Source organism: Singulisphaera acidiphila DSM 18658 (assembly GCF_000242455.2).
Classification (GTDB): domain Bacteria; phylum Planctomycetota; class Planctomycetia; order Isosphaerales; family Isosphaeraceae; genus Singulisphaera; species Singulisphaera acidiphila.
The window spans coordinates 8,452,546-8,475,773 of record NC_019892.1; the positions used below are offsets into that span (position 1 = coordinate 8,452,546).

A 23,228-nucleotide genomic window follows, 5' to 3' on the forward strand; every position below is an offset into this window, starting at 1 on the left:
GCGGGCCTGGATCCAGCGGACTCAGAAGTCGAGCTTATCCCCTCAAGGGATGCTGTCGAGAGCGCACCGACTTTCGTGAGAAGAGATAAAAAGGAAGAGTCGTCCAGGCTGCGAACAGACCCGAGCGGCTGGGCCGTGGCGCACGGCGATTTCGCATTGAGTGATGACTGATTATTTTCAAGCAGGAGATTCGCAACATGCCCCCCCTGTTGTGCTCTGCGCAGAGGCTTGATCAAGCTCGGCTTTACCGGACGCGTAAGCCGGCTCGTAAGCGTCAGACGATTCTCAGCCTTGAGCGTTGCGAGGACCGAACCCTCTTGGCGACGGTATTTGGTGTGACGTCTGCCGTCAACCTCATCCAGTTCGACTCGAACGCCCCGGCAATGATCGTCAGCTCGAACCCGATCACGAATCTCGGCGCAGGCGAGACGATTCGCGGGATCGACTTTCGCCCTGCGAACGGGCAGCTCTATGCGTTGACGACCGATGCCGGCTCAGTTGGCCGGCTCTATACGATCGACTCGACCACGGCCGCCGCCACGCTCCGGTCGACGATCAGCGTCCCTGTGACCGGGTCCAGCTTCGGCGTTAACTTCAATCCCGTCCCCGATCGGCTCCGGGTCGTCAGCGATACCAACCTGAATTTGCGGATCGACGTGACCACGGGTGTGGCGATCGTTGACGGCACGCTGACTTATGCCACGGGTGACCCGAATTTCGGTCAGGACCCGAACGTCGTGGGATCGGCTTATACAAACAGTTTTAATGGAGCCACGGCCACCACTCTGTATCAGATCGACACAAATCTCGGCATCCTGGCGATCCAGAATCCGCCGAACAACGGCACCCTGATCACGGTGGGCTCGCTCGGGTTGAACGTGACGTCGGCCGGGGGCTTTGACATACTCAGCACGGGTGACAAGGCGGCACCCCAGAACCAGGCCATCGCAGCGCTCCAGGTTGGCGGCTCGAACGGGCTGTACTCTGTGAACCTGACGAACGGGACCGCGAGCCTCCTCGGTATGATCGGGGACGGCACGACCCAACTGGTGGGCATGTCGCTCGCCCTCGACACCAATAACCTGGTGAGCGCGGCCAATGCGCTGAGCGTGGACGCGAGCAACAACCTGGTCCGCTTCAACACCCAGACGCCCGGAACCATCGTCAGCTCGACGCCGATCACGGGGCTTCAGCCCGGCGAGTCGATCCTCGGACTCGACTTCCGCCCGGCGACCGGTCAGTTGTTCGCTTTGGGGAGCACGAGCCGGCTCTATACGATCAACCCGCTCAACGCCGTCGCAACCCCTGTGGGGAGCGGGCCGTTCACGCCGGCTCTCAGTGGGACCGCGTTCGGTTTCGACTTCAACCCGACCGTGGACCGGATCCGTGTGGTGAGTAACACGGGGCAGGACTTGCGGCTCAACCCGAACGATGGAACCGTTGCGGCGGTCGACGGGACGTTAGCTTACGCCCCGGGCGACCCGAATGCGGGTCAGACTCCGAATATCACCGGTTCCGCTTACCTCAACAACATCGTCGGCGCAACATCCACGACCCTCTACGGCATCGACACGACGCTCGGCATCCTGGTGATCCAGAACCCACCGAACAACGGTACGCTCCTGACCGTTGGGCCGCTCGGCGTCGCGGCCTCGGCGGTCGGCGGATTCGATATCCGTACAGTCGGCGGCCAGAATTATGCTTATGCGACCTTGGTCGTCGGAGGTTCGACGAATCTCTACCAGATCAACCTGACCACCGGGGCGGCGCGCCTGATTGCTCCGGTCGGTTCGATGGTCCGGGGCCTGGCGATCGCTCCGGAAGGCTTCAGCGCGGTGCTCGTCGGTTCGACCGTGACCTTCACCGGCACCAGTGCCAACGTCACGTTGGTGATCGATCAGTCCGGCGGCCTGCTTCGCCACAACCAGTTCGACCTTGGTGCGCCCGGCTACAACAGCCCGTTCGACTTCGACCCAACAACGCCCGGCGATCAGACCTTGTCCGCCACGGATGCCACGGTGCAGGTGATCGTGAATTCAGGTGCGGGCAATAACAGGGTGACCCTGGGAAGTGCCTCGGGACCGCTCGGAGGCCTGGTTGCATCGTTCCTGATCACCGGCCAGGCCGGGAGCAACATACTGACGCTGGACGACAGCGCCGGTACCGTCGGCCGGCTCATCACGATCAGCGACGCCCAGGTCACAGGATTCGGCGGCAACGTCTTCTTCAGCGGCCTCTCAGCTCTTAGAGTTCTGGCCGGCTCGGGCAACGACACCTTCAACGTGATCGAAACCCCCAGCTACGGCGTCTTCGCACCCACCCTCGACGGCGGCGGTGGATTCAATACGCTGAACGCGGATGCCCGAGGGGCCGCCACCCGGTCAACGCTGTCGAACATCATCTTCAACCGCTCCCAGGTCGATACGGGGACCGTGAGCTTCACGAACATCCAGCGGGTCAACGTCGTGAACTCGGCGGGAATGCCACTCGTTCCCGTGCCCCCCCCTCAAACGATCAACGCGGTTGCCGGAACCCAGGTGGTTAACGTAATCGTCGCCCAATTCCGGGACACCGATTCCGGGGCCGTGGCAGCGAATTACCAGGCGATCATCGACTGGGGCGACGCAACCTCCTCGCCGGGGGTCGTCATCCAGGACACGAGCGACCCGACCCTCTTCCATGTGCTCGGGAGCCACACCTATTCGATCCCCGGCACTTACACCGTGAATTCGACGATCGTCGACCTGGGCGGCACCTCGACGATCTCAGGCGGGGATGTCACCGTCACCACCACCTACCTGGCCGAGCCGCCAGCCAACATCACCGCGACAGCCATCGTGACCGCCGTGCCCATCACGCCCTTCATCGTGACGGGACGGCTCGATCCCGCAAGCGACTCCGGGGTCTCCAACCAGGATGGCATCACCAACGTCACGACCCCCAATTTCATCGGGACGTCAGCGCCCGGGTCGGTGGTCCGAGTCTTCGTTGGCATCGACCCCGCCACCCGCGTGCTGATCGCCTCGACCGTTGCCGACTCAAACGGCGCCTGGCGGGCGACCGTCGTGAACCCCCTCGCCGATAGTGCCTACGCGAACCTGACGGTCGAAGCAACAGCCGTCGACGGCGTGTCGCAAGCGACAAGTCCTCTGGCCCTGGTCATCATCGATACCGTCGGCCCGCGTATCACAAGCATGACGTTCGATCGCCTTCGCGGGTCGATCACAGTGACCTTCCAGGATGACCGGAGCGGGCTCAACCAATCCCGGCTGGTGGACCGTGCCAGCTACGTCTTTACGGGTGCGAGCGTGCTCGGTAGCCGCCGTAACGGACCGTTTCTGATTACAAGCGCGACGACAAATCCCCAGGGAAGCCCGACGGATTCGCAAACCATCGAACTCGTGATCAACAACGGCCGGCTCATTCGAGGTGGCCAATTCTTCTTCACCGTGCAATCGGGCGGCATCGAGGACCTGGCCGGCAACGCCCTCGACGGCGAATTCTTCGGGCAGTTCCCTTCCGGCAATTCCCAAGCCGGAGGTAACTTCGTGGCGAGCCTTGTCTCCTACCACCGGGTCGTCGTCGCTCCCGCTCCCGTGGGAACCGGCTCGCTGAACATCCCCGGCGCAATCGGCAACCGTGCAGCGGCCAATCGCCAGGCCGTGGCGGCCGCCAGAAGAAATGTCGCCGCGTCTCATCCAATCGGTCCGAAACTCCTGGCTCGTCTTGCGAATCGTCCCAAGATCCTCGCCGCGATGAAAGCTCAGGCTTCGAAAGGCTGAGGATCAGCGTGCCAGCCCGGGCAGTCGGTATGCGCCCAAGGGACCGCGCCACGTTCGAGCGATCGTCATCGCCGTTCGTCCTGACCAAGTCGAGTGCTTGTGGGTTGCCTCACTCATGCCCGCCAAGTCGACCTGATCAGCGGGCCATTTGTAGCCCCGAAAGGGCGACCGTCGAACGGTGAGGACCGGTGCTGACGGCCGCCATTCAAAATCCATACAACCCCACATGTTAAATATTACCCGGGGCTCGCGCCCCGGGCTATTCACGGTCGCCCCTCCGGGGCTACAAAACCATGATAATCTTACATACGAACCATTCAATGCGGCTTGTGCCCCAGGCCTAGGCTTCAAGATATTGAGTATTCGCATGGTCGCTATGTCGAGGGAACTCCGAAAATGCTGCTGGTATCCCCACATGAAATGCTCGATGGATTCCCGCATAACCTGACTTGCCTCGGTGAGGTCAGGTAACTAAATCGACAACTAAGCAGAGCAAGAAACCGTTTCATGGCCTCCGAATAGAGCCTTCTGCCAGTAATTGCGAGCGTAAATCCCTCTGCCGGCACGGGACGTAACCCTATGCAAGGCCTTGCTTCGAGCATTCCGCTCAGGGAGGATGGGCGGTTCCTAAATGGTCGATGCGACCAAGGCCAAAAAAATACATTCGCACAAACGAAATACTACATACGTGATACCAAGGGGCGGGTTGCCGGACCGTTCAGCGTGGAAGCCATAAAAAAGGCTGCCAGCGAGGGCAGAATCTTGCCTACATGGTACTTAAGCTCGGCTCAAGAGAAATGGACACTTGCCGCGAATGCGCCAGACCTCTTCCCCACTTCTGAGATCGCTCCGCCTGTCGAACCGCCAGCCCTCGATCCGCGTCCAGGTTCGGTCCAGGATGGGCAGCTTGCGGTCTTTATCGACACGTTCAAGGGCGGTAAGAAGCGTTTCAAGAATGCGTGGCCATGGGTTCAGAAGGCGCGGCTCTGGTGGGTCAAACTGACACGACCGAATAAAGGGTTCATCATCACAGAGGTCGGGTCCAGGGGCGTCATGCGGTTTCGCTACGATTTCGCGAACGAGCAACCAGCAGGCGTCACGGAGGAGGAGTACGAGAAGGAACTCAAAGCGGGCATTAGGCGGGTTGATTGGTACGTCGGGTTCGCGCTCGTGGTGGTTGTGGCTGGGGGAATCTGTTCGTTGTCCGACTTCGGGGAGCAGCCCAACCCGTCGCTGGGTGTTGTGAAGCTGGCGGCAATCCCGGTACTTTTGGTACTCGGTTACGTCTACAGAGTCAAACGAACCAAGGTCTTTATCGGTTACATCCTCACGCCGGAAGTCGGAGGTATTGTCAATCTTCGATGAGCCGGCAAAAAGTCGATTTTCGCACTGCAACGTGTTCGAAAACCCCGAGAAATCCAGTAGGTACACTCTCTGAATTCGGACTTTTTGCCGGTCCGTCAATCTTCGACGGGCTGGCAGAAAGTCTGGCAAAGCCGGCGGAGGGTACCACGCTATCTGCATGACCACTATTTCGCAATCACCAGGCCGGCGACCTCTTCGATCATTATCTCTCGTAAGTTGGAGCGAGCGTTCGAGCGGCCCAAGACGAACCTGGCTGACAGAAGGAGCCGAGAGTTCCCTTCTGGGCGCGACAACGGCCAAACGCTGCCAAATCGTCTGCAAGTTGAGCCGGACCACCCCAGCCTGAGAGGAGGGGAATCCCCCACGGATTGTCCTGCTCAGGGGGACAGGCCCTTATCTCTTTCTTACCACTTCGTCATACTCTGGTTTCGGATCGCTTGTTTTGCAAGGAACTGTCCGGTGGTCTCTTCCTCTCTCGATCGATCGGGCGTTCATCAATACCGAGTCCGACTCGGTTTTTGGTCTCGTTGAGGAAGAGGATTATGTCGACAACACACGTCCGATGTTCGATGGCCACCTGCCGGGAAGCGGCCACCTACAAGATTGCCTCGCACTGGAGTGGCGGCAGCTTCTCGGAGTTGAAGACTTACGGTTTCGCTTGTGCCGACCATCTCGGCCCTGTGTTCCGCGAAGCCGAGGAACGGCAGCAGGCCTATCGGCCCTCGCCGGGTGAGACCATCGAAGAAATCGCCATCTACCGATTCGAGCAAGGCAAGCGCGACCGCCAACTCCAACGGCTCTGGGGACTCGAGGAGAATTATCGGTCGTGACCGAACGGCCACCTTCTCCCCCCCCGTCAGGATGTCTCGCACGAGTCCTTTTGATCGATCCTCAACGACGGAGACATTTCAACCCATGGCACCGGCGACGTCTTCCATCCTGACGGTCATCCTGGCGATAAGTCTGGGCGCCGCGACGAACTCGTTCGGGGACGAGCCGTGGGTCGTGGTCGTCCGCGCGGGGGGGCATGACCGCGTCGATACACCGGTGCGGATTGAACTCAAAGGGGCTCCGGGAGACGAGGTGCTGGCAAAATCGCCGTCGCTCGCGACGGGTCCAAAACCCTTTTTGTTGAAAGAGTTCAGCCAGGACGGCACTCCCCACGATCCCATCGTGGCGCAAGTCGAAGCACTGACTCGCGAGTCGGAGGCCCCGGTTCGACTGACCTGGATCTTGAAGGGAAAAACGGCCGCCGGGACCGAACGTCGGTTCCAGTTGGTTCCAGAGGAAGCCGCCAACACGACGAATCCGTGGACGCTCTCGAACCCCTCGGCCGGGCCTCTCGCGCTCAAGAACCGCGACCGACCGGTTTTTCAATACAACACGCGCCCGGTCTCTCATCCGAACACACCGCCGATCCAGACGCGCGACGCCTACATCCACCCGGCTTACACTCCCTCCGGAGCGCTGATCACGGGGGACTTCTCGCCCCACCACACGCATCATCGCGGTCTTTTTCTCGCCTACACCAAAACGCAGGTTGGCTCGCTCCATCCCGACTTCTGGAATATTCAGACGGGAAGCGGCAAGGTCGTCTTCGACCGGCTCGACCGCGCGGAGGCGGGACCGGTGACGGCCCGGATCGAGAGTCGACACAGGTGGGAGGCCAAAGGAGGAGGGACCGTCCTGAACGAGCGGTGGCTGATCGAAGCCTACGACATCCCGGACAGCCCTTACTGGGTGTTCGACCTGACGGCAACACAGCAGGCAACAGGCGACCCCGTCGAGTTGTTGCCGTACCGCTACGGGGGGATGGCCTACCGAGGCCCTGAGCCCTTCGTCAGAGGGCCACTCGACGTTCTGACCAGCGCAGGCCTGAACCGCCTGAGCGGCGACCAGAAGCCCGCGCATTGGGTCGACCTAACGGGTCCGGTTGAGGAGGGGTCGGACCGCTACGGGGGGGCGATGATCCTCGACCACCCGACGAACGTCAACCACCCGACCGTGGTCCGGATCCACCCGATCCTGCTCCCCTTCTTCAGTTACGTGCCCAGCCACAACGCCAAGGTCGTGATCGAGTCGAGCCGGCCGACGGTCTTCCGTTACCGGGTGGTGATTCACGACGGTCGTCCCGACGCCACGCTCAACGCGAGGCTTTGGCGCGATTTTGCCGAACCGCCGGCTGTCGTGATGGAATCGAAAGCCGCAAAGCGCTAACCCTTTTCGGTTCGTCCGTCACTCCATTGGCAGAGCGGAACGCTCGTGACACGCGGTCGTCACCGCGCTGGCCTCGACCACTACAAACGGACTGACCGGCCCAGTCATTCCAACAGGGCGGCGGATCGCGTTTTCTGAAGTCCTGGACTGAGTTTCGGCGCGTTGGCGCGACGATACTACGGTCGGTCAAACCAGCCTCGGGATCTCGGTGGAAGCCGATGGGTCGGGGCGTGGAGTGTCCGCGGGATGCGTCGTGGCCGCGTTCAACGGCTCTGGCCGAGGCGAAACGGCCCTAATCAGGACGGCCGCTGACTTGACGCCTTTTTTTGGGGGGTCAGGTCAATCCGGTCGGAGGCGCCTAGGTGTCGCGTCAGGTTGTGGTTCTGCTTCAACCTGCCGTTCAAGGAGGTAAACAGGAAGTGAACATCGTCACGACCCGCTTCGGCCTGATTCAGGCCTCAGAGTCGGAGCTGATCCGAATTCCTGAGGGTTTGGTCGGGTTCCGTACATTCACGCAGTTCATTCACCTCCCCGATCCGGTCGTGGCCGGCCTGTCGTGGTTGCAAAGCGTAACCGCGCCAGATTTGGCCTTCGGGTTGGTCGCCCCCCCCTTGGCGGTCAGCGACTACCGGATCGAACTCCGTCCCGGCGACCGGACGGCCCTGGAGTTGGATGAGGAGCGTTCGGCGCTCATCTACGTGATCCTCAACCGCGGCGAGGGGGGAGGCCTTACGGTCAACCTCCAGGGTCCCCTGGTGTTCAACCCGGTCCGTCGGCTCGGCCGGCAACTGGTGCTGACCTCCAGTCGCTATGCGGTACGGTATCCGCTCGATCCGAGTCAAGCCCCTGCGCCCACGCTGCTGCCTGGTCCGTCGCCGCTCCGTGCGACGGCGTGACCCGACGAGCAGTCACTATCGCAAACGACGACGTGCCATCCCAGTCGTCGAAAGCCCCGTCGTGGTAACCGAGCGCCCGGGCAACGTGATCAGGGACGGTCACGAATCTCGTTGGCAGGAGGAAGGAGCCTAGAAGATGCTGGTTCTGTCCCGACACCGCGACGAAAGCATTATCATCGGTGATGACATCGTCATCACGGTGGTAGATATCCGGGGCGATAAGGTTCGATTGGGGATCGCGGCCCCCATCGAAATCTCCGTACACCGGCAAGAGGTGTACGAGGCCATTCAACGCGAAAACCGGCAGGCGAGCCGACTGGACCCCCACGACGCCCGCCAGTTGGAACACCTCAATAACCCGCCGCTTCGGCGCGACTTACGTCGCCCGCGAACCGACGATATTTGAAGCTCGCGTTCCATGGTAAAGGAAGGGGAACCGGCCTCGACCGACCCCTTCCGCCCCTGTCTGCGACATTGTTTCGCATCCCCGCCGGACGCGCGTTCCTTGGAACTTTCCAAAGAGCGCGCGTCCGTTCTCGTCGGCGCACGACAATGACTGAAGAGCCCACCACAGTCCCACGTCGGCTCGCGAACGGAGCAGAAGAGACGCTCCCCTGCCAGCAAAACCCCATGGCAAGACGATAGGCCCCACATCTCTAAAACAATCTCATTACAAAGCAACTCAGAAATGCTGACAGATTCCCCGCCTACCCGATGTGCCTCAGTTCATTGACACCGGCCCATCGCCCTTGCGACCGGCCTCGCTTTCCAAAATGGGAACCGGTAGGTCACTCTATTCCCCTCAAGAATTAACGCCGCTCACCGTTCCACCGTCGTGCAATCCGCCACGGCCAACCGTGCAACTCGCATGACGGCCCCTTCACCGACTCAAAACCAGCCTGCACTATTTTTTTTGCAAACACCTCGCAAGCACAAGGTTACGCCCGACAAAAAAAGGCCCGGCGCACGGATTGCTTAATTGTCTTTTCGCCTAGACTGGGCAACGTGCCCATCGACTCGAATGAGTCGTCACATGCTGTCCTGAGACCGGGACCATTCCGGAGAGGACGAAGGTTTGGGTGGCCGGTGGTCTTTCTCGTCCCTTGGAGATCCATGCGATGAACGACGCGAAGTCGGAAATGGAAGCGGCGGCCGGGGAACGGTCGGCGATCGTTGAGCTTCGCCGGCTCTCCCGCGCTGGCATGATTGCGGTCATCTACCGAGGAGGACGCCGCCGCAAGGCGATACCTCTCACGGACGGAATCGTTGTCGAAGTGCCCGAACCCGATCAAAGATGCGAGGCACCTCAGCACCTCGAAGCCTGTATCGGTATCACGGCCGGAGGCCTCCCGGCAACCGTCCACCATCTCAACCTCGGACTGGTCGTCGACTATGGAACTTTCGGAGGCGTTTACGTCCTGCCGAGCGGTGAGGTCGCTGCCATCTACGGCGCGGAAGCCATCCCACTCGGTTCGCACAATCTCGAGTAGAACGTCAGAATCATGCCGGCTAAACTGCGACCGCTGAGGGCTAACAGAAGGTCTCGCTGTTCTTGGTAAGGATGCGAGCGAGGATTTGCTCGGCGAGCCCGGCATAATGGGGGGAGTCGCGACGGCGGGGCCTGGGTAGGTGGATCTGAGTCTCTGAGGCAATCCGGCCCTGGTCGACGATGATCACCCGGTCGGCCAAGGTGACCGCTTCCTCAACGTCGTGGGTGACGAGAACAACGGTGAATCCCGACGCCTGCCAGACCTGCGCGACAAGAGCTTGCATCTCGATCCGTGTCAGGGCATCGAGCGCCCCGAGCGGTTCGTCCAGGAGCAACAAGCCCGGTGACCCCGCCAGGGCGCGGGCGAGAGCAACCCGTTGCTGCTGGCCACCGGAGAGCGTGCGGGGCCAATCCTCAGCGCGGTCCTCCAACCCAACCTGTTCCAGCGCCCAGCTCACCCGGCCCGCCCGGTCGGCCGGGAGGCCAAGGCCGACGTTCCCCGCAACGCGATCCCAGGGCAAGAGACGGGCGTCCTGAAACATAAGCCGGGCCCGCCGGTTCAGACCGGATAACGGGGAGCCATCCTGAAGGATCGCCCCGTACGTCGGGGATTCCAAACCGGCGAGGAGCCGCAAAAGCGTCGTCTTGCCCGAACCGCTCCGGCCGACCACGGCGACGAACTCGCCGGGGACGATCTCAAGGTCCAGGTCGCGCAGGACGTCGCGACCGCCGTAGCAGTGGCAGAGGCCCCGGATCTCCAGTCGCACCCCACGCACCACGCCTGCCTCCCTTTTTTTTGTTTCGGTTGTGAACATCAACGCGAATGCAAACCGAGATGCCAGGGAAGCAGCCGTCGTTCGAGCCAGCGCGTGGCTGAGTCGGCGAGCTTGCCCAGAAGCGCGTAGAGGACGATGGAGAGCAAGACCACATCGGCCTGGAGGAACTCACGCGCGTTCATCGCCAGGTAGCCAATCCCCGAGTCAGCCGAGACCGTCTCGGCGACGATCAGGGTTAACCACATCAGCCCAAGTCCATACCGCAAACCGACCAGGATCGATGGCAAAGCGCCGGGAAGCACGACCCGCCGCAACATCTGCCAGCGACTGAGGCCGTGGACCCGCCCCAGCTCGGTCAGTCGCGGGTCGAGTCCTTTCAGGCCGTGCAACGTGTTCAAATAGAGCGGGAAGACGACCCCCAGTGCGACGAGGGCCACCTTGGCCGTCTCGCCGATTCCCAGCCAAAGGATCACGAGCGGAATCAAGGCGAGGTGCGGGACCGCCCGCACCATCTGAAGCGTCGTGTCAAAGAGCCGATCGGCCGTCCGCGAGAGGCCATTCAGGAACCCGAGCGCAAGCCCGATCCCACCGCCGATAGCGAACCCAAGCGCAGCCCGTTGCGTACTGACGGCGACATGCCGGGGCAACTCGCCCGAAGCCGTCAGCCGAACCGCCGCGCGGGCGACGCTCAGCGGCGACGGGAGGAGCCGGGGCGGTAGCCAGCCGAGACTCGACACAGCTTGCCAGCACGCCACCACGAGCGCGGGGACCAGCCAGGGGACCAACTCATCGAGCCATCGCGACGGTGCCGGCCCGACCGCATCGAAATCGACGCGTGGTGCGGGGCGACGAAGCCTGGTTGGGGTCAAGGTCATCGCAAAGCCCCCTCACCGGCCTGAAACAGGTTCTCCGATCGGGAGCCGGCAGAAACACCCGTCATCTGCCGACCCCTTGCGTCAGGTGGCCCGTGTTGGGGGTGAGCACCGCTTCGCTCACCCTAAGCTTCGCCGGAATCAGGCCGAGCTCCGCAAAGACGTCGGCGACGTGCTGTTGCTCGATGACAACCGCATTGTCCATCGGGGAGATGCCAAAAGCCTTGCGGTCGATTACCCGGCGGACTGTCGCAAGCTCCAGTCCGATCTCGTTCCCGAAGAGGCGGGCGGCCTCGTCGGGGTGAGACTGGGTCCAGTCAGCCTGCTCTCGGAGACCGGCGAGGATCGCGGCGACGAGATCAGGGTGATCGCGAGCAAACTCGCGGGTGGCGAGTTGGAATTCGCGGTTGGCGACAAGGCCGTCACCATCGGAAAGGACGCGTGCGTTGGCGCGGGCTTCGGCCTCGGCATAGTACGGGTCCCAGGCGGCCCAGGCGTCGATGCTCCCCCCCTCAAAGGCCGCGCGAGCGTCGGCCGGGGGAAGGAAGACGGTCCGGACCTCGTCGTAGCGAACACCGGCACGTTCCAAGGCGCGGACCAGGAGATAATGAACATTCGAGCCCTTATTGAGCGCGATCCGCTTTCCCTTCAATTCGGCCACCGACTTCAGAGGCGAGCCGGCAGGGACGAGAATCGCCTCCGCTCGGGGCCGCGCAGGCTCGTAACCCACGTAAACGAACGGCACTCCAGCCGCCTGTGCCAGAATGGGAGGGGCGTCGCCGGTGTGGCCAAAGTCGATGCTCCCGGCATTCAACGCCTCCAGCAGTTGCGGACCTGCGGGGAATCCCACCCACTTCACCTGAACCCCCAACTTCGCCAGCGCGGGTTCAAGCCCGCCCCGCAACCTCAAGAGGTTCAACGAGCCCGTCTTTTGATAGCCGATCGTCACCTCGGCTTGAGCCCCTTCGCCACCGGCACACCCAGGCGCAACCCAGGCAAACGCAAGGTAGAGGAAGGTGAGCCAACCTCCCGACAAGTTCCGACGTCGGATCATCTCACCTCTCCACAATCCGCTATTCCGACCGAATAACTCAAGAATTGCCAATAGTGTCGGCAAACCCAGCCGCAAGATCAAGACAGTTTCGGTACTCCGAGGGAACGGCATCCGTGGCGAGCGAGATCACCCAGGCGAACGAGATTTTCCAGGCGTGCGATAAGCCTGAGACCGACCCTCATTGACAGGGCCAAACTGCACTATCTTGACCGATTTAATAAGCAATGGTTATGGTTCTGGTCGACGTTTGGCCGATGCCTTGCTGGCGAAGAGCCTGACGTCGTTTCGGGTTTCTCTATCATTGATCAAGCGGCGGAGTGAACTCCATGTCGGAACCCACATTTCCGGAGATCGCGACCGACCCCCGAGCCTGGCGCAAGGCCGACGTGGGACCGGAAACCTCATGGCGCCTCCCATTCCCTCCGGAACTTGCCGGAGCACTCGTCGCGCTCGCCCGGGGCGGCACCTCCGTGATCGAGACTCAACTTGACGAGGCCGACCGCCTGGCTTGGGCCCCTGCATTCGCAGGAGTTCTCGACGACCTGGAGCGTGGCCGTGGCTTTGCCATCGTCGAAGGCCCCGTCGGGGTCGAATTATCCCCCGAGGCGCGGTGTGCACTCTACTGGGTCGTGGGCCAGCTTCTGGGTCATCCTGTCATACAGAATGTCGAGGGGGTTCGGCTTTACGATGTCCGCGACACGGGGCGCACGATCGGCGAAGGGGCTCGCTTTTCAGTCACCAACGCCGAGAGCACCTTCCACACCGACGCCTCCTTTGAAGACGAGGTGGTGGACTACGTCGGCCTGCTCTGCCTGAGTCCGGCGAAGTCGGGTGGCCTGGGTCAACTCGTCAGTGGCTACACGGTCCACGACGAACTCGCCACGGCCGCGTCAAAATCCTTGCAGACCCTGGCGGGAGCGTTTCAGGTCGACCGCCGTGGGGGCCTTCGACCCGGCGAGTCACCCACGGCCCTCCGCCCCGTCATTGCGAAAGACGAGAGGGGAGGCCTCATCTACCGCTACCTCCGAACCTGGATCGAGGTCGGCCATGACAAGGCCGGTGAGCCTCTCTCCCCCGCACAGACCGAGGCGCTCGACGCCCTCGACCGGGTGTTGAACCGACCTGAGCTCCGGGTCGAGTTCAGGCTCCAACCGGGTGATATGTTCTTCGCCAACAACCGCTGGACACTCCATAATCGCACCGCGTTCGAGGATCACCCTGACCCCGAACGCCGTCGGCATTATGTCCGGCTCTGGCTGAGTGCGCACACCGGTCATCTCACCAGCGTCGACTGACATTGATTTCCATAAATTCGTGAATCAGCACACAAATTCACAAAAAAAAGCTTTCACACCGTGATCAATCAAGTTCGATGATGAGGTCATCACGATCGACGAGCGCCCCCATCTGCTCGCGCCAGCTCCCGCTGGTTCCCCCCCCTTCCCCGTCCGGATCGACCGGCCACGAGGCGGACGGCTTGATCGTGGGCGTCCCCAACGGCGAGGGAGGCGCAAAGCCCGAGGCGCCGCCATCCCGGCCCTTCGAACCCCCCGTCGGCTTGGACGCACGAGAGGAAGGCCCCCGTTGCGCCTTCTCCGAAGGACCAGGCGCGCTGTCGGGCCCCAGATAAACCCGCATCTTATATCCGCCCAAGGTCAGCCGATCGTCAGGCAACAGCGCAGCCCAACGAATCTTCTGCCCCTTGACCTTCGTCCCGTTCGTACTCCCCAGGTCACGCACCACCAGCAGGCCGTCCGTCTTCACCAGCACGCAATGCCGCTTCGACAAGCTGGGATGATCGATCGTGACGTCGCAAAAGCCCCGACGACCCACGACCGTGAGATCCCGGTCGATCACAATCGGCGGATCCCCATTATCGGGAACAAGTTCGGCTTTCATGGTCTTTCCTTGGAAAACCGCGAAAAGAGCGTGCGGAGGAAAATCGGGGGGTCGTCCTGATGATTACTTCCGCATCGGTTGGAATCTTACACCGTAGTTTGGCATTCGACAATCTAAGAGACCGATTGCATCCACGCTACCATGGATTAACGCCAAACACCAGCCCAACGCGCGGATCTTTGAAACCGGCCGGCTCGGTGAGAGGTAACTGAACCGAATCACGGACGAGTTGAATGTTCTTAACTGAATGGAGGTTGCGCCGATGCCTCGATTGGGCCACCGCATGCGCCTTGGAATTTCTCGTGGGATAACTGGGCTGCTGCTCACACTGGGAGTGTCGACCTCGATGGGGGGGGAAGTCGTTCACGCCTCGCGCTGGGTCGCGGGGGACGCGGCGATCTACCTCGAGTTGTCTCACACGTCGCCGCTGCTCGATCGATTGCTCACGGATCAATACCAGAACGCCCTGGCGGCGCTGCCCGGTTCCGAGAAACTCACCCAGAGCGAGACCTACAAGCAAGCGGTCGCGGTGCTCGAGCAGATCACGGAGAAACTCGGCACCACCTGGCAACAAGGCCTGCGTGACCTGACCGGTGGCGGCGTCGTTCTGGCCGTCGAGGGCAAGCCGGCACGGCCGATCTTGATTGTGACGCCGACCGATCCGGCCTTCCTGACGCGCCTCAACCAGGCGCTCCTCGATCTGGCCCGAGAGAAAGCCAAATCCAAGGATCAGCCCGATCCGGTCAAGTCGGCGGACTATCGTGAGATCACAGTCTATGAGCTGGATCGTAAGGGGGTGTACGCGATCGTTGAGGGCAAGTTGGTCATCGTCGACAATCCAAAAACTCTCAAACAGGTGATTGATCGCGCGCTCGATGGTGAAAAAGCAGGCACGTCCCTGGCCGACGACGCGGATTGGAAGGCGAGGCGTGCTCAGGTTGGCGATCCCCAGGCCTGGGGCACGGTCCGGATCGACCGCCTGCGGGAACTCGACCCGAAGCGGTTCACCTTCAAGGGAGATCCGAAGCTGCCGGCGACCTTCCTCTTCGGGTCGTGGCTCGAGGTGCTCCGAAAGGCCGACTGGGCCTCGGCGGCCTTCTCGTGGACCGATGCCGGCCTGGGCGCGGAGCTCGCGCTGCCAACACCGTCGGGGGGCTACCCCGAAGCCTTGAAAGGGTTTGTCCCGCCCAACGGACGGGGGGCGACGAAGCCCGTGAATCCTCCCGGCACGATCGCCAGCCTGAGCCTTTGGCGTGATCTTTCGAGCCTCTGGGAAGCGCGAGCCGACTTGTTCCCTCCCGAAGCGGTGCAAGGGCTCGCCAAGCTCGACGGCGTCGCGGGGCAATTCTTCGGCGCCCGCGACTTCGGCACGGACGTGCTCGGCCCCCTGGGCGACGAATGGAGACTGGTCGTCGCCCGGCAAGACCATGCGAGCTTGAAACCGGTTCCGGACATGAAGCTCCCGGCGTTTGCACTCGTCGTCGACTTGAAGCCCGGCGACAACGACTTCGCCCAACGTCTCAAGGTGGCATTTCAGTCGATTGTCGGCCTCGTCAACCTGGGAGGCGCGCAGTCGAAATCACCGCCGTTGGAGCTGGGGGCGGAGACTGTTGAGGATGTCACGATCTCAACGGCGCGGTACATGCTTCCCAAAGCCGCCCCCAACGCCAAGGAACCGGTCCACATGCGGCACAACTTTAGCCCGTCGCTCGCACAGGTCGGAAACCAACTCATTTTGAGCTCGAGTGTGAGCCTGACGCGTAGCCTGATTCAAACCTTCAAGACGCCGGCTAAGCCGGAAGATGCAACGCTCATGGTCAAAGCCGACGGTCGGGAGCTGGCCGATCTCGTCGAGATCAACAAGACCCGCCTCGTCATGCAGAACATGCTCGAGAAGGGGCACGACAAGACCCAAGCGGAGCGTGAAATCTCCGTGCTCACCCAGCTCCTTCGCTACCTGGGACTCGCCCAACTCTCGGTCCAAGACAGCGCCGAGACGGTAAAGTTTAAGCTCAGTTTCGACCTCGCGAAGTAAGCGACTTGCTCAAGAGGCGAAACCACGGAGACGCCTCGCCGACCATGAGCATCGAAGTGAATGAGCGAATGCCTCGGGTCCTGTCTCGGGACCCGAGGCATCCCAAAACCCTCTCGTTTCCGGGTTCTGGTTCCGTTCAGCCGACTCAGATCGATTCTTTATTCCAACTCCGCGGAGCCTCGAGGACCAGATGCACTCTTCTCCTCTGCTCACCGATCCCGCGCAGGCTTGGGCCCCCTGGAATCCCGACGCCAACAATCGTTGGGACCTGGCCCGGGTGGCCCATCTTCATCGCCGGGCCGGCTTCGCCCCCTCCTGGGCAGTCATCCAGCGTGATCTCGCAGCCGGGCCAGACGCGAGCGTCGATCGCCTGATCGACGGCGAGCCGACCGCCGGTGACGGCCAACCGGCCCTCGCTTTCGACGCGATGCTCGACGCCATGACCGAGCAACTCGCCGAAGGGGCCTCCCTGGCGCGACTCCAAGGAATCTGGCTCTACCGGATGGTCTTCACACCACACCCGCTCCGCGAGCGGATGACCCTCTTCTGGCACAACCACTTCGCAACTTCGCACGGCAAGGTCAAGAATTCGCTGCTCATGCAGCGCCAGAACGATCTGCTCAGGTCGCACGCCCTCGGCGACTTCAAAACGCTCCTCGCGGCCATCGGCAAGGATCCTGCCATGCTGATCTGGCTCGATTCGACCGAAAATCGCAAAGCGCAGCCGAACGAGAACTACGCTCGCGAAGTGATGGAGCTGTTCACACTCGGCCGGGGCCGCTACACCGAGAAAGACGTGCAGGAAGCGGCCCGGGCCTTCACCGGCTGGTTCGTCGTCCGCGACCGGTTCCGCGAAATCCCGGGCCAGCACGACCCCGGCCCGAAGCAAGTGCTCGGCCGCGCCGGCACTCTTCGAGGGGACGACATCCCGCCGATCCTCCTCGAACAGCCCGCCTGCGCAGAGTTCCTCTGCGAGAAACTGATTCGCCAGTTTGTCACCGAAGTCGACCCGATTTCCACCGCGCTGAGCGCATCACTGGCCCTCCCCTTTCGCGAGTCAGGCTACGATATCCGGGTGCCCTTGCGAACGATCCTGCGCTCGAACCTGTTCCAAAGCGAAGCGGTCCGCCGCCGTCGCGTGAAAAGCCCGGTCGAATTCACCATCGGGACGATCCGCGCGCTCGAGATCCTCAAGCCGACGGTCCAGGCCGACGCCCTCGCCCAGGCTTGCGGGCAGATGGGGCAGCATCTCTACGCCCCGCCCAGCGTCGCAGGGTGGGAGGGGGGAGCCGCCTGGGCCAACTCGACCACCATGCTCGCCCGCGCCAACTTCGCGCTTGCCCTCCTCTCCGACCAGGACGGGGCACTCGGCAAACGACTGAACGCCCAGGAACTGGCCGCGAAACACGGGGCGAATCCCCCTCAGGAAGCCTGCTCCTTCCTGATCGACCTGCTGGTTCAGGACGCGTTCGATCGCAAGGTCCGCGACCGCGTTTCAGCCAAAGGCGACCCCAAGGAGATCGCGGTGACCATCCTCACTTCGCCCGAATACCAGCTCGCCTGATGAATGAATTAACAACCTATTGAACCCATTGACCGCAATGGGGCCTCGCCGACCCTTTTTTTTTGCTCGAGGATCCTGACCCATGCGATCCCACCGCCGCGACTTCCTAAAATCGTCACTGGCCGCCAGCACGCTGGTTTCGATGGGCTCAACGACCGTTCCGGCGTTTCTCGCTCGATCGGCCCAAGCGGCCAACGCCAGGGCGAACGACCGAGTCCTCGTGGTCGTCCAATTGATTGGAGGGAACGACGGCCTGAACACGGTGGTCCCGCACGGCCTCGACGGCTATGCCAAAAGCCGACGCGTGTTGCGGCTTCCCGCCGGACAGATCCAGACAATCAACAAAGAGGTCGGCCTCCATCCGGCGATGGGAGGGATGGCCAAGCTGCTCGAGGCAGGACGACTCGCGGTGGTCCAGGGGGTCGGATACCCCAACCCCGACCGCTCGCATTTTCGGTCGATGGAGATCTGGGAGTCGGCCCGTCGTGAGGAGGGAGCACTCGAGACCGGCTGGATCGGCCGTGCGATCGACGCAATGCCCCACCCGGGCGGTCGCGACACGCCTGCGCTCCATGTCGGCAGCCGCGTCTTGCCGCTGGCCTTGAAGGCCAAGCACTCTGAAGCCCCTTCGCTCGAAAGCCTCGAGCAGTATCGCCTGCAACTCGCCGGCAACGCCGGGGACCAGCGCACCATGCGCGAGGCCCTCGATCAGGTCGCTCGCCTCGATCGGGCGGTCGACGACCCACTGCTTGGATTCATGAGGCGGAGTACGCTCACCGCCTACGACTCCAGCAAGCGTCTCGAACAGGTCATCAAGCCCGCAACCGACAAATCCCAATACCCGAACTATGGCCTGGCTCGCCGCCTCGAGTTGATCGCCCAGATCGTCAAAGCAGGGTTGGGGACCCGGATTTTCTATACCGCGCTCGACGGCTTCGACACCCACGCGAACCAACTCGGCACGCACGCCGCGCTCCTGACCGAACTCTCCGACTCGATCGCCGCGTTTCAAAAAGACCTGGCCACCTCCGGCCAGGCGGACCGGGTCGCCCTCTTAACCTTCAGCGAGTTTGGGCGCCGCGTGGCTGAGAATGCTTCGGGGGGCACCGATCATGGAGCCGCCGCCCCCTTGTTCGTGGTTGGGCCCGTCAAGTCGGCAGGGTTGATCGGGGCCCATCCCAGTCTCGAAGACCTCGAGGACGGCGACCTGAAACACCACACGGACTTCCGTCGCGTCTACGCGTCGCTACTCGACGCCTGGCTCGAATGCCCAAGCGCTCAGACCGTGGGGCCAGGCTTCGAACCTCTCCCTCTCTTCCGGTCCGTATAGTCCGGAAACACCGATAAAAGAGGATTTGAGCAATTTCATCGACATCCTGTGTGCCAAAATACCGCACCAACTCCGGTTAACGCGGCATCATTGGCACAGAGGATGCTATTGATATCCTCTGATCGAGAATTGACGAAGAGGCGAACTCGCTGGGATCGATCGAGAAAATTCTGGCGTCTTTAGCACTTTCCGAACCAACTCTCGTATCAATTCAATAGACCCCATTGCTCAGCAATCACCCGCCCGGCGGAGTGCGTCCCATGAAACACCGACTTACCATCGGACTTGGCCTCTGCCTGGCCCTGTTACCATGGACTGATGAACACCATTCCACGGCTGCCGCTCAAGCCCCAGCCGACCCGCTGCCGCTGGACCCGCCTGCCGTCACACCGCTGCCTGCTGGCCCGGACGCGGCTGTTGCCGGCCCAGATGTCCCTCCCCCCCCTCCCCCAGGCGCATTGCCTCCGGGCGCTCCTGCCGAGCCGGCCGATGAGGGGGGGCCGGTCAAGGCACTGACCGACGGGCCGGTCCACGAAGCGTTCATCTCGCCCGCCAAGGATGGTGATCCTGATCGGGTTGAAAAAGCTCCCCCTGCGCCAATTATGGAGCGACCCGGGGTCGAAGCTCCCAACCCGAACGCGCAGTGGGTCGAAGGTTATTGGGACTGGGACGACGGCCGTAAAGACTTCCTCTGGGTGACCGGGACCTGGCGCATTCCTCCTCCCGGCCGATTCTGGGTCAATGGTTACTGGAAACGAGACGACAAGGGCTGGTATCGAGTCGCCGGATTCTGGAGCGAGCGGAAGACCGATCGGCTCGACTTCCGTAAGGATGGGCCCCCAGCCGATCACCCTGCCGACGTGCCTGGCGAATCACCTGGCCCCGACCACTTCTACGTTCCCGGCCAGTACTTCCCCGACGGCGACGGCGTCGTCTGGAAGCCTGGTTTCTGGGCCAAAGCGCAGGAAGGTTGGTCGTGGGTCCCCGCGCAGTGGGTTCGCCAGCCGGAGGGGTGGACGTTCCAGGAAGGCTACTGGGATCGGACGCTCGACGACCGTGGAACCCTGTTTGCCCCGGCCTCGGTCGATCCTTCCGCTCGTAACGGCGACACGGTGTATCAACCCTACACCCAGATTTCGCCCCAGAGTTACGGACTCCTCTACGGTGCCTTCGGACGGCCGAACTCGTACTACGACGGCTACCCCGGCTGTTACTACGACGCCAACGGCAGCTACTACGGCTATGCGGCGTACGGCACAGTCTCCCCCTATTACGGCTATCTCGATTATCCCTTCTACGGGACTCTCGGATATCCCTACATGTGCTCAATCGGCGGGTTCGGTTACGGAGGCCTGGGTTACGGAGGCCTGGGCTACGGCGGATTCGGTTACGGAGGCCTGGGCTACGGCGGGTTCGGTTACGGAGGCCTGGGCTACGGCGGATTTGGCTACGGAGGCCTGGGCTATGGGGGATTCGGGTATCCCTTTGGACTCGGGTTCGGCGGGTTCGGATATCCTTTTGGGTTTGGCTTCGGCGGGTTCGGCTTCCCCTTCTTCGGAGGCTTCGGTGGCGGCTTCGGCCGGGGTGGCTTCCCTCGTCGCAATCACTTCCCATTCAGCCCGCACGGGAACCACCACGTTGGCAATGGACGTTGGGGAAACGGACATGGAGGGAACGGCCAATGGGGAAACGGCCGCAACAATTTTTCAATCCCGTCGCCCAACTCACGGTTCGTGAATCACAACGTCCGTAACGTGCAGGCGATCGGCGCGGGCCGAAACCTGGGCCTGGGGAATAATCACGCAGGTGGTGGTCTGGGCGGTCATCGCAACGGAGTGATTGCGCCCCCGTCATCAAGGCCATTCGCCAGCCCATTCCAAACCGCCTCGCAATCTCAGCACGGCCGGTCAGGGCTAGCTGGGTCGAATTGGAACGCCGGCTTCAACGGTGCCCAGCACGCATCCCGCGTCCACACGGCAGCGCGTCCCGTGTTTACCTCGAACACCTCAGGACCTGGCCACAACGCAGCGAATCTCAACGGTTCGCGCAATGGTTCGCCATTTGGAGGTCTGAACCCGAACGGCGGAAACCTCAACGGCTTGGGGACGAATCATGGGCTGCAGCGCAACGGGGCCAATCTCAACGGCCTCAATGCCAACGCAATCCACAACAGAGGTGCGAACCTCAACGGCCTCAACGCAATGCGAAACAACGGCGGAAACCTCAACGGACTGAATGCCAACGCATTGCGCCCCAACGGGGCCAACCTCAACGGCCTCAATGCCAACGCATTGCGCCCCAATGGGGCCAACCTCAACAGCCTCAATGCCAACGCATTGCGCCCCAACGGGGCCAACCTCAACGGCCTCAATGCTAACGCGTTGCGAAACGGCGGACAGCCTGGTTTGGGCAACGGAGCAGGACTTCCTGTCCACCGCGGTTTGAATGGGGGAGGAAACAACCTGGGAGGCGCGGCGAACCTCAACCGAGTTCAAGGCCTAAACCAAGGCATGGGTTCGCTCGGGGGAATCCCGACACACCGTGGCGGAGGCATGCCCCAGCAAAATGCCTTGGGTGGAATGGGGGGAGCGGCCCACCAATTTGGTGGCGGCGGCGCAATGGCTCGTGGATCCTCGGCTCCCGCATTCAATCCCGGAAACATGGGTGGCGGGGCACGGGGCTTCAGCGGCGGCCAAATGGGAGGCCTTGGCGGAGCAAGGGGCTTCAGCGGCGGCGGTCACGCGGGCGGCTTCAGTGGTGGCCACGCGGGAGGCTTCAGTGGCGGCGGAATGGGACATGGGGGGGGCGGCGGCCACGGCGGTGGTGGTCACCGCTGATCCTGAAGCGTTTCGGCAAGTCCTCGAGCATTGCAAAGACAGGGCCAGCCACGGATCAATTCCGCGGCTGGCCCTGCCTGTTTTTCGATTCCGGTTCGCTCGCAGGCAGCTCATTCTTGCATGAGAACTGATGCCAGAAGCAACGGCGAGCAGTCATGATCATGGCCGTCCATTGCTCGTCTCGTCGCAGACGGAATCGTGAAAGCCCCCAGGTTCAATTCATGCGTTGGGGAGACTTCAATTGGGGCGGGATTTCTTTCTGGCAAGAACAAAAATGGTATGGGGATCGCGCCAGGGAGAAAGGGCAAGGGCAAGAAGCTTCAAAAAGGGGAAGAAAAGGACGGTAAGGAGGTCGATTCGCGAGCGAAACAACGAGTGCTGAATCCGGGTCACAACCGAGGAGCCGAGGGTGCCGAATCGAAGGCGATCGATCGGTTCGAACTGATTCCGTTCTAGGATCGCCTCGAGTTGCTCCATCGTATAACCATTGCGAACGTGCCACCCATTCTCAATCCGACTCACGCGAAGATGATCAGCATTCGCCTGCCAATCGCGGTTAGGCGTTGTAATATAAACGAACCCGTCTTCATCTAAGAGTTCGTGAATCTGGCGAAGGGTTGCGTCGGCATCGAGAATGTGCTCGATCACGTCGAGCAACAGGATCTGATCAAACTTGCCTCGACATGCCTCGTCAGCGGCGAAGTGATCGAGCGAAACCACCTGAAACGACATCCGATCTTTCGGGACACCGAGGTAATCTCGCATTTCCTCGCAGTGGTCTCGTTCCCACTCGTGGATCGTGATTCCCGTACAGACCGCGCCTCGGAGCACGGCTTGATGGGCAAAATAAGCATTTCCACACCCACAGTCGAGAGTCCGAACCGGCGACTCGGAAGTACCTGGAATTAGCATTTTCACAAGTCTTGACTTTTCTCTACTGACCCAATTCGTGCCTGGCCACATAAAATATTTAAGAAAAAGCCGGCATCGAGTAAGAAGCGAGCGGGAAACGACAGGCTCTTCAACAATATGTAACATGATGCTCATCCTAATAATGATAGCGAGCGAGACTCACTCCGGTTCACCATAGCGACGAGTGAACATCGGCCTCG

At 61.9% G+C, this 23,228-nt stretch carries 17 protein-coding genes; 12 read left to right on the forward strand and 5 right to left on the reverse strand.

Going from position 1 to position 23,228, the window contains the following annotated elements; genetic code table 11:
* Positions 1-197: 197 nt before the first annotated feature.
* From SINAC_RS32860 to SINAC_RS32890, 7 genes are all read left to right on the forward strand, one after another.
* Complete coding sequence (locus SINAC_RS32860; protein ID WP_015249854.1) at positions 198-3,782, forward strand: DUF4394 domain-containing protein; 3,585 nt, start codon at positions 198-200, stop codon at positions 3,780-3,782.
* A gap of 723 nt (positions 3,783-4,505) precedes the next feature.
* Complete coding sequence (locus SINAC_RS32865) at positions 4,506-5,147, forward strand: hypothetical protein (protein ID WP_237722673.1); 642 nt, start codon at positions 4,506-4,508, stop codon at positions 5,145-5,147.
* A gap of 542 nt (positions 5,148-5,689) precedes the next feature.
* Positions 5,690-5,977, forward strand: a complete 288-nt coding sequence (locus SINAC_RS32870) for a hypothetical protein (RefSeq protein WP_015249856.1) — start codon at positions 5,690-5,692, stop codon at positions 5,975-5,977.
* 85 nt (positions 5,978-6,062) lie between these two features.
* Positions 6,063-7,364 carry a DUF6807 domain-containing protein gene (locus tag SINAC_RS32875; RefSeq protein WP_015249857.1) on the forward strand — a complete coding sequence of 434 codons (1,302 nt, stop codon included), beginning with the start codon at positions 6,063-6,065 and terminating at the stop codon, positions 7,362-7,364.
* A gap of 419 nt (positions 7,365-7,783) precedes the next feature.
* Entirely contained in the window at positions 7,784-8,260 is a 477-nt protein-coding gene (gene fliW / locus SINAC_RS32880) for a flagellar assembly protein FliW (protein ID WP_015249858.1), read from the forward strand.
* A gap of 136 nt (positions 8,261-8,396) precedes the next feature.
* Positions 8,397-8,666 carry a carbon storage regulator CsrA gene (gene csrA, locus SINAC_RS32885; RefSeq protein WP_015249859.1) on the forward strand — a complete coding sequence of 90 codons (270 nt, stop codon included), beginning with the start codon at positions 8,397-8,399 and terminating at the stop codon, positions 8,664-8,666.
* A 712-nt stretch (positions 8,667-9,378) separates the two neighbouring features.
* Positions 9,379-9,750 (forward strand): hypothetical protein, encoded by a 372-nt coding sequence (locus SINAC_RS32890; protein WP_015249860.1) that lies wholly within the window; start codon positions 9,379-9,381, stop codon positions 9,748-9,750.
* A 40-nt stretch (positions 9,751-9,790) separates the two neighbouring features.
* Here SINAC_RS32890 and SINAC_RS32895 read toward each other — a convergent pair whose 3' ends face one another.
* The 3 genes from SINAC_RS32895 to SINAC_RS32905 all read right to left on the reverse strand — a co-directional run bounded on the left by SINAC_RS32895 (position 9,791) and on the right by SINAC_RS32905 (position 12,451).
* A complete protein-coding gene (locus tag SINAC_RS32895) occupies positions 9,791-10,525 on the reverse strand; it encodes an ABC transporter ATP-binding protein (protein WP_020466451.1) in 735 nt (244 codons plus the stop codon).
* Between the two features lie 38 nt (positions 10,526-10,563).
* Entirely contained in the window at positions 10,564-11,400 is an 837-nt protein-coding gene (locus tag SINAC_RS32900; protein WP_015249862.1) for an ABC transporter permease subunit, read from the reverse strand.
* 61 nt (positions 11,401-11,461) lie between these two features.
* Positions 11,462-12,451, reverse strand: a complete 990-nt coding sequence (locus SINAC_RS32905) for a sulfonate ABC transporter substrate-binding protein (RefSeq protein ID WP_015249863.1) — start codon at positions 12,449-12,451, stop codon at positions 11,462-11,464.
* Positions 12,452-12,777: 326 nt separating this feature from the next.
* Between SINAC_RS32905 and SINAC_RS32910 the strand changes: the two genes are divergently transcribed.
* The gene (locus SINAC_RS32910) at positions 12,778-13,746 is read left to right on the forward strand and encodes a TauD/TfdA family dioxygenase (protein ID WP_015249864.1); all 969 of its coding nucleotides are present in this window, start codon (positions 12,778-12,780) and stop codon (positions 13,744-13,746) included.
* A 64-nt stretch (positions 13,747-13,810) separates the two neighbouring features.
* Here SINAC_RS32910 and SINAC_RS32915 read toward each other — a convergent pair whose 3' ends face one another.
* Entirely contained in the window at positions 13,811-14,350 is a 540-nt protein-coding gene (locus tag SINAC_RS32915; RefSeq protein ID WP_015249865.1) for an FHA domain-containing protein, read from the reverse strand.
* A 262-nt stretch (positions 14,351-14,612) separates the two neighbouring features.
* Between SINAC_RS32915 and SINAC_RS32920 the strand changes: the two genes are divergently transcribed.
* The 4 genes from SINAC_RS32920 to SINAC_RS41620 all read left to right on the forward strand — a co-directional run bounded on the left by SINAC_RS32920 (position 14,613) and on the right by SINAC_RS41620 (position 22,116).
* A complete protein-coding gene (locus tag SINAC_RS32920) occupies positions 14,613-16,385 on the forward strand; it encodes a hypothetical protein (protein ID WP_015249866.1) in 1,773 nt (590 codons plus the stop codon).
* A gap of 190 nt (positions 16,386-16,575) precedes the next feature.
* Positions 16,576-17,949, forward strand: a complete 1,374-nt coding sequence (locus SINAC_RS32925; protein WP_015249867.1) for a DUF1800 domain-containing protein — start codon at positions 16,576-16,578, stop codon at positions 17,947-17,949.
* An 82-nt stretch (positions 17,950-18,031) separates the two neighbouring features.
* Positions 18,032-19,279 (forward strand): DUF1501 domain-containing protein, encoded by a 1,248-nt coding sequence (locus SINAC_RS32930; protein WP_015249868.1) that lies wholly within the window; start codon positions 18,032-18,034, stop codon positions 19,277-19,279.
* Between the two features lie 260 nt (positions 19,280-19,539).
* A complete protein-coding gene (locus SINAC_RS41620) occupies positions 19,540-22,116 on the forward strand; it encodes a YXWGXW repeat-containing protein (protein ID WP_154673740.1) in 2,577 nt (858 codons plus the stop codon).
* Positions 22,117-22,353: 237 nt separating this feature from the next.
* Here the strand turns inward: SINAC_RS41620 and SINAC_RS32940 are convergent, their stop codons facing one another.
* On the reverse strand, positions 22,354-23,154 hold the full coding sequence (locus SINAC_RS32940; RefSeq protein ID WP_015249870.1) for a class I SAM-dependent methyltransferase: 801 nt from the start codon (positions 23,152-23,154) through the stop codon (positions 22,354-22,356).
* Positions 23,155-23,228 lie beyond the last annotated feature (74 nt).